Annotated in this window: 13 protein-coding genes; 9 read left to right on the top strand and 4 right to left on the bottom strand. The window is 63.8% G+C overall.

Annotated features, from left to right (window positions below; translation table 11 throughout):
• A partial coding sequence (locus Q8M82_RS21950) for a Y-family DNA polymerase (protein ID WP_305693421.1) occupies positions 1-1,011 on the bottom strand: 1,011 nt, incomplete at its 3' end.
• Positions 926-1,660, bottom strand: coding sequence for an ImuA family protein (locus Q8M82_RS21945; protein ID WP_305693420.1), 735 nt, complete (start codon positions 1,658-1,660; stop codon positions 926-928). The genes Q8M82_RS21945 and Q8M82_RS21950, both read right to left, overlap by 86 nt.
• A 415-nt stretch (positions 1,661-2,075) precedes the next feature.
• Between Q8M82_RS21945 and Q8M82_RS21940 the strand changes: the two genes are divergently transcribed.
• Entirely contained in the window at positions 2,076-2,333 is a 258-nt protein-coding gene (locus tag Q8M82_RS21940; RefSeq protein ID WP_305693419.1) for a hypothetical protein, read from the top strand.
• Here Q8M82_RS21940 and Q8M82_RS21935 read toward each other — a convergent pair.
• Both Q8M82_RS21935 and Q8M82_RS21930 read right to left on the bottom strand, forming a co-directional pair.
• On the bottom strand, positions 2,299-4,092 hold the full coding sequence (locus tag Q8M82_RS21935; RefSeq protein WP_305693418.1) for a relaxase/mobilization nuclease domain-containing protein: 1,794 nt from the start codon (positions 4,090-4,092) through the stop codon (positions 2,299-2,301). The genes Q8M82_RS21940 and Q8M82_RS21935 overlap by 35 nt on opposite strands.
• Before the next feature lie 208 nt (positions 4,093-4,300).
• On the bottom strand, positions 4,301-4,600 hold the full coding sequence (locus tag Q8M82_RS21930) for a hypothetical protein (protein ID WP_305693417.1): 300 nt from the start codon (positions 4,598-4,600) through the stop codon (positions 4,301-4,303).
• 401 nt (positions 4,601-5,001) lie between these two features.
• Between Q8M82_RS21930 and Q8M82_RS21925 the strand changes: the two genes are divergently transcribed.
• The 8 genes from Q8M82_RS21925 to Q8M82_RS21890 all read left to right on the top strand — a co-directional run bounded on the left by Q8M82_RS21925 (position 5,002) and on the right by Q8M82_RS21890 (position 11,415).
• Positions 5,002-5,352, top strand: a complete 351-nt coding sequence (locus Q8M82_RS21925; RefSeq protein ID WP_305693416.1) for a hypothetical protein — start codon at positions 5,002-5,004, stop codon at positions 5,350-5,352.
• A gap of 159 nt (positions 5,353-5,511) precedes the next feature.
• Positions 5,512-6,198: a nucleotide-binding protein gene (locus tag Q8M82_RS21920; RefSeq protein WP_305693415.1), complete on the top strand. Its 687-nt coding sequence runs from the start codon at positions 5,512-5,514 to the stop codon at positions 6,196-6,198.
• A gap of 6 nt (positions 6,199-6,204) precedes the next feature.
• A complete protein-coding gene (locus tag Q8M82_RS21915; protein WP_305693414.1) occupies positions 6,205-6,837 on the top strand; it encodes a hypothetical protein in 633 nt (210 codons plus the stop codon).
• 14 nt (positions 6,838-6,851) lie between these two features.
• The gene (locus Q8M82_RS21910) at positions 6,852-7,040 is read left to right on the top strand and encodes a hypothetical protein (protein WP_305693413.1); all 189 of its coding nucleotides are present in this window, start codon (positions 6,852-6,854) and stop codon (positions 7,038-7,040) included.
• A gap of 2 nt (positions 7,041-7,042) precedes the next feature.
• Positions 7,043-7,477 carry a hypothetical protein gene (locus tag Q8M82_RS21905; protein ID WP_305693412.1) on the top strand — a complete coding sequence of 145 codons (435 nt, stop codon included), beginning with the start codon at positions 7,043-7,045 and terminating at the stop codon, positions 7,475-7,477.
• Positions 7,474-8,196, top strand: coding sequence for a hypothetical protein (locus Q8M82_RS21900; RefSeq protein WP_305693411.1), 723 nt, complete (start codon positions 7,474-7,476; stop codon positions 8,194-8,196). The genes Q8M82_RS21905 and Q8M82_RS21900 overlap by 4 nt, the downstream gene beginning before the upstream one ends.
• A 388-nt stretch (positions 8,197-8,584) precedes the next feature.
• The gene (locus Q8M82_RS21895; RefSeq protein ID WP_305693410.1) at positions 8,585-10,234 is read left to right on the top strand and encodes a helix-turn-helix domain-containing protein; all 1,650 of its coding nucleotides are present in this window, start codon (positions 8,585-8,587) and stop codon (positions 10,232-10,234) included.
• Positions 10,235-10,266: 32 nt separating this feature from the next.
• Entirely contained in the window at positions 10,267-11,415 is a 1,149-nt protein-coding gene (locus tag Q8M82_RS21890) for an MFS transporter (RefSeq protein WP_305693425.1), read from the top strand.
• The last annotated feature ends 15 nt before the right edge of the window (positions 11,416-11,430 follow it).

The following is an 11,430-nucleotide window of genomic DNA, read 5'->3' as shown; positions in this document are numbered from 1 at the left end:
GGTCGCCGCCAACGACATGATCTCGATCCCGAAGCCCGGGTCGATGGTCTCGATCTTGTCGATGAGTAAGCGCGTCAGCCGCCTTGCGTCGCGAACCGGCGTCGCCGTCATCACGCGCGCGGCTTCGGTCCGGCTATCGACCCGCTCGCAGATCAGGTCGAGATGCCTGACGCCCCGACCCTGGGCCTCGAGCTGCTTGCAGAGATCGCCGACGAGCTTGCCGACATAGCGCGCGATGGTCTCGGGCGCGCCGATCGGCTCGGCGAAGGCCCGCCGCACTTCGACGATGTCTGGCAGCCGGATCGGATCGATCGGCTCCCGGACCTGACCAAGCGCCTGATCCAGCCTCCGCCCCAGCTCGGGCCCGAAACGCAGGACCAGCGGCGCTCGCGGCTGAGCCAGCAGATCCCCGACCTTGTCGAACCCAAGCGTTCTGAGGCTAACGACGATCTCGGGCGGCAGACGCAACGCCCCCAGCGGCAGGGAAGTTATCACCGCCTCGCCGGCGCCAGGCTCCGCGATGACGATCCGCGAAGGCCCGAACCGAGCTAACCCGTGCGCAACGCCCCAGGTATCGGCGACCGCGGCGCGCGCGTCGAAGCCCGATGCCGCCAGCCGCACGACCAGGACCTCCAGCATGGCCTCCTCGCCCCCTCGGAGGTGATCGGCGCCGGTGGTGTCCAGCACCACGCCGTCCGGCGGGTCCGCGGCGACGATGGGCGAATAGCGCAGCATCCACCCCGCCAGTGCGTCGAGCGATTCCAGGTCGGCGGCAAGGTCGGCGTCTTCGAGCGTCAGCCCAGGCACGATGACCTGCGCCTTGGTCGCGGGCATGCCGATGCGTACTCCCGCCTGTTGCGCCATGAGATCCGCGGCGACCACTACACGTCGACGACCATCATGGGCGGCAAGCGCGAGCCCGCCCTCAGGCAGAGGCGAAGCGGCGCCAGATTTCCTTTTCCGGCGATCGGTGGACCAAGTCGGGAGGTAGAGCGAGACGACCCGTGCCATCGCAGGCCTCCAGTTCGAAATCCGCGCTTTCACCAGCGCGGCAACGGATGAGTTCGACGAGCCACTTGGCACGCCCGACGCCGGGTACGGGTAGAGGGACAGAAGGCATCACCGAGACCCGCCATCGTGTCACCGCAGCGGTTGGTTGACCGAAGTCAACCGCATCAGCCTGCCGTCGCCATCGCCGGATCGCGAGTGCGATCGTCCCCGAGCCCTCGGCTGCGAGCTGAAGGCGCCGCGAGGCGGTCATCGACAGGCGGGCGATCTCGCCCACGACCGCCCCCAGCCCTCCGTGCCGCAGCCCCTCCTCGGCGCAGGCCAGGATCGTCTTGTCGTCTCCAGCCTCGACATAGATGATCCTGTCGGCATGCAGGCCAGCCTGGGCGATGGCAGGCGCGAAGAGATCGGGTCGAGCGAGGCACCAAAGGACTTTGCCGGTCGTTCTCGACGCTATGCCGGCCACGAACAGTGCGGCTGCCGCGCCGTCGATCGCTCCGTTTCCACCCCCCGCGATTTCATGCAGGCTCCCGAGTTCGAGGCCCCCGGCTGGCAGTCTGCCATCGACCACATTCAATCCGAATGGCAAAACCTCCCGCTCCCGGCGGCTGGGCCCCTGGATCCGTTCGATCTGTTCGCGCAGTTGCGCCATGGCTGAAACGTCGTTCACGCTGCTGAAGCCGAGGTTGATATGTTCCCTATTTGTTCGATGAGGCGGCGGCGAGAGTCAAGACGGCCGGGCGGCATCGCAGAACGGCGGGCACTCGCAGCAAAGGCCGTCACTGTCCCCGCGTGTGCCGTATTTTCACCGCGGATGGCGTTGTATCGCCTTTGGCCTGCGGTTATAATTTACACATGAAATCGCACGACTGGTGCGGGTGGGCGGCCTGACAACCGCTTGTTCGCATTGCCTAACGGCAAGGGAGTGCGAGGCGTTTCTTGCGCGGCGGAGCAAATCGTCTGATGCCACGTGTGAGAAAAACTCGCGGACCAAAAACGCCCCGGTCCGGTTTGATGGCTCCGGCGCTCCCACGAAGCTTGGGTGCACTTCTCCTTGGAGTCGTGCCGTGTCCATCGTCGATAAGCAGATCGCTCAGCTGAAGATTCTCCCAGCCCAGATTTCATCTAAGACGCTTGGGAAGATCGTTGATAAAACCCAGGGAGCTCTTGCCGCTGAGCGTTGTCGAAATATCGGCTTTCCCTTTATCAAACGTCCCGGTAGTCGACCGTTCTATGATCGAGACGCTGTTATCGCTTTCCTGGATCAAAATCGCCCGACGACTATCTCGGTCAGTCGCGCTCGCGATCGCGCCGGCGCTCTCTGATTTCCCGCTGCCGTCCGGTGCTTTCCACCCGGGCGGCAGCATCGGCTTCGCCGGCGCGTCTCAGGATCGTCGCGGCGGCGAAGGCGTCCCGCGACCTCTGCCGATCCCATGATAAAAGGGCCGATTTCTGGGCCTTCGTGCCAGTTTCCGCGAAAGCCTTGAGGCGCTGTAGCTGATCTTGACCCAACGCCGTTTCAAGCGCGCCAAGCGGCACCTCCGAGCGTCCGCCCGATAGTTGCCTGATGGCAATCGCCGCAAGGACTCTGTGTGCCTTGGGCACCGTGTTGAAGTCGAAAGCGGCCGCCTTAGCCTCCATTGGGACTTCTAGCAGAGGTGTAGGATGCCGATCCGGCTGAACATGTTGGCCGGGGGACGCCCGTCCCTCGCGCGCCTTCTCTTCCACTGATGACCCAACCAGTGTTGTCTTGCGACGCTCGCCTGGCATGCGGACTGCCATGCGTTGGGCGACCAAATTTGTAGCAAGTTGGCGAGACTGCCGAGCCTGGATCTGCATGGCGACGCGGATAGATATACCGACGCCGAGCGCGAGGCCCAAGCCCACTCCCGTCAAGAGCAGCCCCCCGGCCGCCAGGAGAAGCGCGGCCTTTTGCAGATCGCGGGACTGGAGGATGCGTGCGGACCTGAAGGCGCGGTCGATGCGGATGCGCCGAACGCGATCGGCCTCGCGAAAAGCCGCACGAATCGCGCGTCGTTGTTGTGCCTGCGTCCGTCGCGCGGTCGCCATTTCGGCTCGCTGCGCGTCCAAGCGCTCGCGCTTGAGGCGCGAAAACTCGGCGTTGACCTCGCCATCCGCCGCAGCCTCGAAAAGGCCGCGATTGATTTCGCGTTCGATCTGCTGCCTGGCCTTCCGCTCGGCCCGGTCCAGACCACCCTGAACGGCCTGTCGCAACGTTGGCGCATCCCGACGCAAGGCCATCAGGTCCTCCAGACCGATCTGCACGGTACCCTTGGACGCACGCTTCAAGGATTCTTCCAGCGGCAGTGAGTTGCCGCTGGCATCATGGACTACCATCAACGTCGCCCGGCGATCACCGATCGCGACGGAGAAGCCCGCCTTGGCGAGGGCGCGAGGAAACGAGCCGAGACGCAGACCCGCGTGCCAGGTCTTTAGAAGAAGCGCCCTGAACTTCGCTGGAGCAAGACCGGTACGAGACCCCTGCTGTCGCGCTGCATCATCGTCGCGCGAGGCGGTTCGGACGGGTGCATACCCTTCGAGAATCAGGGCCTCCCGGATGTTGTTTCTCGCACGCAGGTCGGCTGCATTTCTCGCGACACGCGGACCTGGAACGATGCGGGTATCAAAGGCGATCTCCAGGCGCCGGGACACCAACTCATCGCGGGCGTAGTTGTCCTTGCTGCTGAGCGCTCGAGCGGTCACGGGATGAACCGCGCTATAGAGAATATGATAATGAGGCGGTCGGTCGCCCTTATCATGTTCGATGATTTTGCGAGGGTGATCCGGCGCGATCCCATTTTCTATTTCCAAGACCGCGAGCGAGTGCAGAAGCTGCTCATGCCCGAGCGCGATATCGGGGGACATTTTGAAATGAGCCACCGTGCTCGACGCTCTTTTGTGCAAGGCCGTTGTCACCGAAAACCCCCGCAAGGCGAGTTCGAGATCGACGGGGCTATTACGGTCCAGGTCGTGTCGTTCGACGACCCGCCTGTTATTTGAGGTGTCCAGGAGATGCCGCACCCGATCGGGGTCATCCTTGGTGAAGCGTGATCGGATAATCATCGCTGGACCGTAGCCCGGCAGAGCACCTTGACGCCGGAGGCGGTCGTTGCTCGTCGGGCCTCTCTCGAGACCACGCTGGTGAAGGTTGCCGATCCGCAGCGGCCGCCGGGCCGCTGGCAACCTCGCTGCCTACACTGCCCGTGATCCTCTCCTTCGGAAGTGCACGCCGCTCGGCTGCAGGCCGGGCTGATGAAACGCCAGCGGTCCGTCATCCGGCTTTCTTCCTGATAGTGGTCAGGATGGCCTCGATGACTCTGTCTAGATCGGCGCCCATCCGCCGCAGCTCTCGAACTGCGGCACTATCGTCCGGGTGTCCCTGGGTCGCATTGGCCCACTGGCCGAGCTCGTGGCTGATCCGCCCAAGGGCGCCGAGTACCCTGCCGAGGACTTCGCCGTTCTCGATCCTACGCCGATCGGTGGACGACCGCAGGATCAGGTCCAGGTCCCGAGCAACGAGTTGACGGGCGAGTTGGCCTGGCGTCATGCCCCTGGCGGCCGCGATGACCATGAACCTTTTCCGATCGACTGGACGCAGCCTGAAACTGATAGGCCGTCGAACTTTCTTGTCTTCTTCCGGGTCTGCCATGGCAGGACCTTCCGCGCTTGCGAGGACAACACGGCACCCGCGTGCCGAACGGGGTCCAGGGCCCTCCCTGGCCAGCAGACTTGCCGACAAGCGTCGCTTGTCTACAAGTCGTCACTGGCCCCTTCTAAATGCAAATGTCCGCCGTTGAAATCATCGAACCCTAATTCGGTTATGCAACACGTATAATCTGATTATAATCGGCAGCTCAAATTATAGATTTGGAAAATATTTGTTATAGATGTAATGTTTGTAACATTGGTAATTATTGTGTTGTTGCGCGAGTTACTGCGTCCGCATAGTGATCGAGACATGGAGATTAGCCCATGTCGAAATTCCAAGCCACGCTGAAAGAGATCGAGGTCATAGAGGAGCGGACGTTAAAAGAGCGCGTTCGCGAGCAGCTTCCCGACATGGAAGCCGCCCGGGCGAACAAGACGCCCTGGCGTCAAATCCACCGTACGCTCGAGCTGATTGGGATCTCCATCGATCCCGGCGTGCTTGCCAACTACGTTTGCGAGTTGCGCAAGCAGGCCAAGCGCAAGCTCGCCGAGCCGGAAAAGCTGCTGGGGACCGGTGACGCTTCCGCTGCGACGAAGGCAGGGCCGATCGCCCCGCGAAACGGGTCCAGCGAGGTCGGTCGGGACGGACTGATCAAAGCGCCCGACATCCCTTAGCCGGTCTCGCCCCGACGAGCCTGCGCTCCAAGCGCACGACCAGACGATCTTCAGAGAACTGCCTCGGCACAGCAGAGGCCACCAGCTCCCGGACAACGGGAAACCTCGGCGACCGGGGATGATCTCGCTCGCTTTCATCGCACCATCAAGGAGCCGACCATGACCAAGACGAATGCTCTCAAGCCCGGGAAGAAGTTCATCACCGCAGCCGCGGGCGGCGCCGGAAAGAGCACGCTCGCGATGCTGATGGCGTCCACGGCCCTCAATCTCGGCAAGAAGATCGACATCTTCGATGCCGATCCGGCCAATCCGACTGCGCGGCGCTACTACAAGTCGATCCCTCCCCAGAACCTGCTGGAGGATGACCGTCCCGAGGCGCTCGTCCGATTCCTGGAGGACCAGGTGTTTGCCACCGACAACGCCGCGATCCTGGATCTCGGCGCCAACATGGAAGGCACCGTGTTGCGTTGGATGGGCGATCGCGGTGCGGTTGTCGCCCCCGAGATCTGCTTCATCGTGCCGGTCTCCAAGCGCGACGGTATCAAGGCCGCGGGTCGGATCGCGCTGAACCGGGGAGAGGCTTCCGTTCTGCTGGTGATCAACGAGGCCGGACCGGACTGGGAGGCCGCCGCGGCCGACCCCGCCTTCAAGCATCTCATCAGCCAGGTCGGTCAGCCGGCGTCCCTCCCCCATCTCGGGCCGACCATGGAGAAGGTGCACGCCACCAGCATGCCGCCGCACCTCATGGTCAAGAGCGAACATCGCTTCGAGCGGCAGGGTGGGATCAACCTGCTGCGCAAGATCGAATACGTCTTCCTCGATCACCCCGACTTCCGTCCCTGGTAGGCCGCCATGGCCCGCTTCACGGATACGGTTCGCCGGATCACGGGCGTGCGCGACGGTGACCCCGTCGCGCCCGTCTTCGATGCGATCGATGACCTGAACGCAAGGGTTGTCATCGCCGAGACGGACTATCAAGCGTCAAGAGAACTTCACGCGAAGATCCGGCGGGAAACGCTGAAGGGGGTTGCGGCGGTCGGGCTTGTCGTCGCTGTCGCGACGACCGCGATCGCACTCGCCGCCGCGACGGCTCTGGTCAGGGATCTTGAGCGTCGCTCCGCCGAGCAGACCAAAGTGCTCGACGATGAGCGTTCTCGCAGCTTCGACGCAAGGGTCGAGCGCCGGGCCTCGGACGTGGCGTTCACGGTCGTCACGGAAGCAAATGCCCGCACCGCCGCGGCCGAAGCCCAACTGGAGGTTGCCCGCGAGAAGCTGATCGGGATGGTGCGCAACCCCGACGATAACCTGCGCGGACTGATCAAGCTGTCGGCCACGGCCACACGCGACGACATCTCGCTTCTGGCGCGCCTGCTGCGCCAGACCGACCCGAATATCAGGCGGTCCTGCGACGCGCTGACCACCATGTCGCCAGCCGGCGTGGCGAAGACGCTGGAATTCTTCATCGCCAACAAGGGCCGCCTTTAACCAGGGAGACAACGATGGACTTCGACCTCGACAACGATCACGGCCGCGACTTCGACGAAATCTGGTTCAACCACGCGAGCCAACTCATGACTATCCGCAACATCTCGCCGACCCGCGCCGCCGCTGCGTCTCTCGCATTGATGAGGCGCGTTTTTGGCCGCGATCCCGCGTTCATGCGCTGGATAGCTGGGCTGGAGGCGTGACCATGCCCATGCTGAGCTTCAACCCGACGCGTGCCCAGATCGCCGAACTCCATGCGGATCAGGCGACATGTTTTGCCACCCTGTTGGGCAACCGCATGTATATCGGCGGCGATTTCGTCGCCCAGGCGGTCCGCGGCGATCTCAGAGTTACCGCCGCGACCTTCTACACGAACGTGGGGAATCTAGACCGGATCATTCGGGAAGACCGCGATCCCGATTCCGTCAAGCGTGAGATTAGGCGAGAGGTCCTGGTCCTCGTCAAGGCTAGGACGGTCTTCCGCGCCGAGTGGAGCCTTGGAAGGTTCCGCATCGTTGAGTTCCAACGCGGCGACTGGGAGGAGGACATCTGGACCTACCGGCCGATACCGAGTGCGCGCGAAGCCAAGCGGGGCATTCGCGCCTCCTCTGAAGCCACCGATGACCGGAGATCATCATGAAGCTTTTCGCAGCGTTCATCATGCCCTGGCCGAGCATGACGTCCTTCTTGGGCGAAATCGGCGAGATAGGCTTCAACGTCGAGACGATGGGTCGCGACTATCCATGGCATCAGGAAGAGCCCATCGACGTTCACTCGGGTCGAACGCGGGAGGCGGCCAGCACGTTCGGCATGGTAGCCCACGGCGACCGCTACAGCGCATCGCAGCAGACGTTCATGCGCGGCGACTACTCTACGATTCATCCGCTTATCATCGAATTTGATGTCCCCGAGGAGGACGTCAGGGTGGCGGCGGAACCGCTGCTCGTCCCTCTGCTTCGATTCATCCAGCAGCGCCCTGAGGACGCGGTCATAAGCGCGACCTTCGGCCCCGCCATCCACGGCTATATCGACCGGGCGATGGCCGCGGAAACTGACGAAGACAGGGTCGCCATCGCGCTGGAAGCCTCTGCTGACCCCGACATCGTCCGTGGCCACCTCGCGAACCCGCGAGAAATCTCGATCGATTATTTCAGTCAGTTCCGGACCCTCTATCTCGTGAAACTGCCTGTGCTTCCCAAGGAGATCGTTGGGGCATTTCTGGCGGATCGGACGTCGTCGGAATTCTTCAGCGTCTATGACCCCACGTTTAATTCGGAGACGCCGCTCGCCGCCGCCGCGTCAGCGTTTGCGGCCAAATATGTCCTGTCGCGCATCAGGGACCGCGATCTGATATTCTAGCTTCTCCATAATCGACCTCCTGGCGCACGTCGTGCGTCGGACGTCAAAGTCAGCCTTCTTGGAGCCGCGTTGTTTTTCGCTTCCGGCTTCTCTGGTGGCTGCCATGGGAGTGACCAGCCCTTGGTCGGCGGATCAGCATATTCGGTCCCGCGGCGCTACGTCTTAGCTAGCTGATGGTGTGCCTCGCCATTGGGATCGTTGGGTAGCGCCGGCCATTGGCATTTTTTGCTTGACGCGAAATAGGCATCGCCGCTGACCGTTTTCTAGTACCGGCGCGTACCATCGAAGCGCATCTCGGCGGACGACGCCAAACGGCAGGAAATAGCTAATTTCGATCAAACCAGAAATATAGCTTGACGAGCCTGCGAGCTTTGACCAGCATGCCCTCATGGACACGAACAAGGCAGCTTCACAACTCGAGGCGTTGGGTAATTCGACCCGGCTTTTGCTCTATCGCACTTTGGTCAGGGCGGGGCATGGCGGCCTATCCGTCGGAGAATGTCAGCAACGGCTCGAGATCGCTGGATCGACGCTTTCCTTTCATCTCAAGACGCTGATTCATGCAGGGCTGGTTACGCAGGAACGGCACAGCCGCACGCTGATCTGCCGCGCCAACTACGACGTCATGAACGCGCTTGTCGGCTTCCTCGTCGCCGAATGTTGCGTCGATGAGCGGTGCCAGGCGGCGGCTGCTCATGCCGTCGAGCGTGGGCTGACGCCGATCGTTTTCGAGCAAGGCCCATCCGTCGGTCATGCGGTGAAGCAGTGGTCCCATGTGCCGATGTTCTCGCCGTGGGCCTACGACGTCGATGCCGCAGCCGAACGGCTGCTCATGGCCACGGGGTGGAACCGCCCATCCCCGGACACATATCCGACAGGCGGCGACCTCCTGGATCAGTATCTCATTCCGTTGGCGGAACGGACGCCTTTGCGCGAGGCCATCCATCTGAACGCCAGCGTGCTCGCAGTTTCGCGCCTGGGTTTCGACAAGGTGAAGTCGGCCGGCCGGGACCGTGCGCCGTTTGCCGTGCGCTATCGCAACGGTGCCGGCGACAAGACGGTTCTCGCCGATGCAGTTATCGACACCTCTGGGACGTGGTTCTCGCCGAACCCGGCCGGTGCGGGTGGGCTGCCTGCCGTCGGCGAGCCGGAGGCGGTGGGGCACATAAGCTATGGCATGCCCGATATCCTCGGTGATCACCGCACGCGCTACACCGGCCGCAGCATCGCCGTCGTGGGTGGTGGGCATTCGGCGATAGGCACGCTGACCGCCCTGACGCAACTGCAGGACGAGGCACCCGGCACGACGATCACCTGGCTCTACCGTGGGCCGGATATCGCCAAGGCCTTTGGCGGGGGAGCTGCCGACCAGCTAGCCGCACGGGGCGAACTGGGTATGAGGATCGCGCGTCTCGTCGAGAGTGGACGCATCGCCGTCGAGACGACGTTCAGGCTTGATCGGCTCGAGACGGGTGAGGCCGGCCTCCGTCTGATGGCGGACGATGGCCGCTCCATCACGGTGAATGAACTCGTCGTCGCCACCGGCTTCCGACCGGATCTCGGCTTCCTACGGGAGCTGCGCGTCCAGCTTGATCCCGCGCTCGAATGCACACCGGCGCTGGCCCCGTTGATCGACCCCAACGAGCATTCCTGCGGGACCGTGCGCCCCCACGGTGCGGCCGAACTCGCCCATCCGGAGCACGGCTTCTACATCGCCGGGATGAAGTCTTATGGGCGAGCGCCGACCTTCTTGCTCGCAACCGGCCACGAACAGGTTCGCTCCATCGTTGCCGAGATCGCCGGGGATCATGAAGCCGCCCGCCGCGTCGAGCTTAATCTGCCCGAAACCGGCGTCTGCAGCGCGACGCCGGGCGGTGCGACAGCAGCGGCGTCGAGCTGCTGCGGCGGCCCGGCCCCAGTGGCGACGGATGCTTGCTGCAGCGACGACGCCAAGGCCAAGGCCGCCGGGCACGCAGGCTGTGGTTGCGACACCGAAGCCAAAACGCTGGAAACGGCATCGGCTCGCTGCTGCGCATGAGCTTACCAGGCCGGCCGACGACCGCTATCGTGATGGCCCTGGGCACGGCGCAGACCGTGTCCTGGGCTTCGACCTATTACCTTCCCGCCGTGCTGGCGACGCCGATGGCGGCCGATCTCGGCGTCAGCCCGGTCATGATCTTCGCCGCGTTCTCCGCCGCGATGGTCGTCTCGGCCATCGTCGGTCCCTGGGCCGGCATGATGATCGACCGCCATGGCGGTCGAGGCATCCTGATCGCGTCCAACCTGATCTTCGCCACCGGCTTGGCCTGTATGGCCCTGGCGCAAGGACCGCTCCTGATGTGGCTCGGATGGCTCATCGTCGGGCTCGGCATGGGCATCGGGCTGTACGAGGCCGCCTTCGCGACGTTGGCCTGCATATATGGGCGCGAGGCGCGCTCGCCGATCACCGGGATCACGCTGATCGCCGGCTTCGCCAGTACCGTGGGCTGGCCGCTATCCGCGCTGATGGAAGCTCATTACGGCTGGCGCGTCGCCTGCTTCGGATGGGCAGGCCTTCACCTGTTCCTGGCCCTGCCGCTCAACGCCTGGCTTCCGGCCGGCAACCTGGCCGTGCCGGCCGCCGCGGCAACGAAGGCGGGTGCAGGCGAAGACGTGCCCTCGCGTGCGCGGCTGACGATGGTGCTGCTCGCCTTCGTCTTCGCCGTGACCTGGTTCACCAGCACTGCGATGGCGGCCCATCTTCCGAGGCTGCTCGAAGCGGCAGGAGCGACGACGGCGGTCGCGGTTGGCGCTGGCGCGTTGATCGGGCCTGCTCAGGTCGCCGCGCGCATTCTGGAATTCACGCTGCTGCGCCGTTTCCATCCGCTGGTCTCGACACGGCTCGCGACGTTGACGCACCCGATCGGCGCAGCCGTCCTATTCTGGCTGGGGGCGCCCGGCGCCTATGCTTTCGCCTTCCTGCACGGGGCCGGAAACGGCGTGCTGACGATCGCGAAGGGTACGCTTCCACTCGCCCTGTTCGGGCCCGTTGGCTATGGACTGACGCAAGGGCTTATCGGAGGGCCTGGGCGCGCCCTCCAAGCGGCCGCTCCGCTGATCTTCGGCTACGCCCTCGATCGTTATGGCGTCAACGCGATCTGGCTGACCAGTGGTCTTGGCATCCTCGCGCTGCTAGCGCTCCTCTGCGTTCATGCCGGAGAGCGCGAGCCCCAGCCATAGGCTTCTCTAGCGATC

The sequence above is a fragment of the Allobosea sp. genome (genome assembly GCF_030694325.1).
In the GTDB taxonomy this organism is placed as follows: Bacteria; Pseudomonadota; Alphaproteobacteria; order Rhizobiales; family Beijerinckiaceae; genus Allobosea.
This window is presented reverse-complemented; position numbering and strand designations above follow the sequence as displayed.

Excerpts from the sequence above, each read along its gene's own strand:
- Q8M82_RS21945 (WP_305693420.1), bottom strand. The coding sequence starts at position 1,660 with ATGGCGCAACTGCGCGAACAGATCGAACGGATCCAGGGGCCCAGCCGC.
- Q8M82_RS21935 (WP_305693418.1), bottom strand. The coding sequence starts at position 4,092 with ATGATTATCCGATCACGCTTCACCAAGGATGACCCCGATCGGGTGCGG.
- Q8M82_RS21930 (WP_305693417.1), bottom strand. The coding sequence starts at position 4,600 with ATGGTCATCGCGGCCGCCAGGGGCATGACGCCAGGCCAACTCGCCCGT.
- Q8M82_RS21925 (WP_305693416.1), top strand. The coding sequence starts at position 5,002 with ATGTCGAAATTCCAAGCCACGCTGAAAGAGATCGAGGTCATAGAGGAG.
- Q8M82_RS21920 (WP_305693415.1), top strand. The coding sequence starts at position 5,512 with ATGACCAAGACGAATGCTCTCAAGCCCGGGAAGAAGTTCATCACCGCA.
- Q8M82_RS21915 (WP_305693414.1), top strand. The coding sequence starts at position 6,205 with ATGGCCCGCTTCACGGATACGGTTCGCCGGATCACGGGCGTGCGCGAC.
- Q8M82_RS21910 (WP_305693413.1), top strand. The coding sequence starts at position 6,852 with ATGGACTTCGACCTCGACAACGATCACGGCCGCGACTTCGACGAAATC.
- Q8M82_RS21905 (WP_305693412.1), top strand. The coding sequence starts at position 7,043 with ATGCCCATGCTGAGCTTCAACCCGACGCGTGCCCAGATCGCCGAACTC.
- Q8M82_RS21900 (WP_305693411.1), top strand. The coding sequence starts at position 7,474 with ATGAAGCTTTTCGCAGCGTTCATCATGCCCTGGCCGAGCATGACGTCC.
- Q8M82_RS21895 (WP_305693410.1), top strand. The coding sequence starts at position 8,585 with ATGGACACGAACAAGGCAGCTTCACAACTCGAGGCGTTGGGTAATTCG.
- Q8M82_RS21890 (WP_305693425.1), top strand. The coding sequence starts at position 10,267 with ATGGCCCTGGGCACGGCGCAGACCGTGTCCTGGGCTTCGACCTATTAC.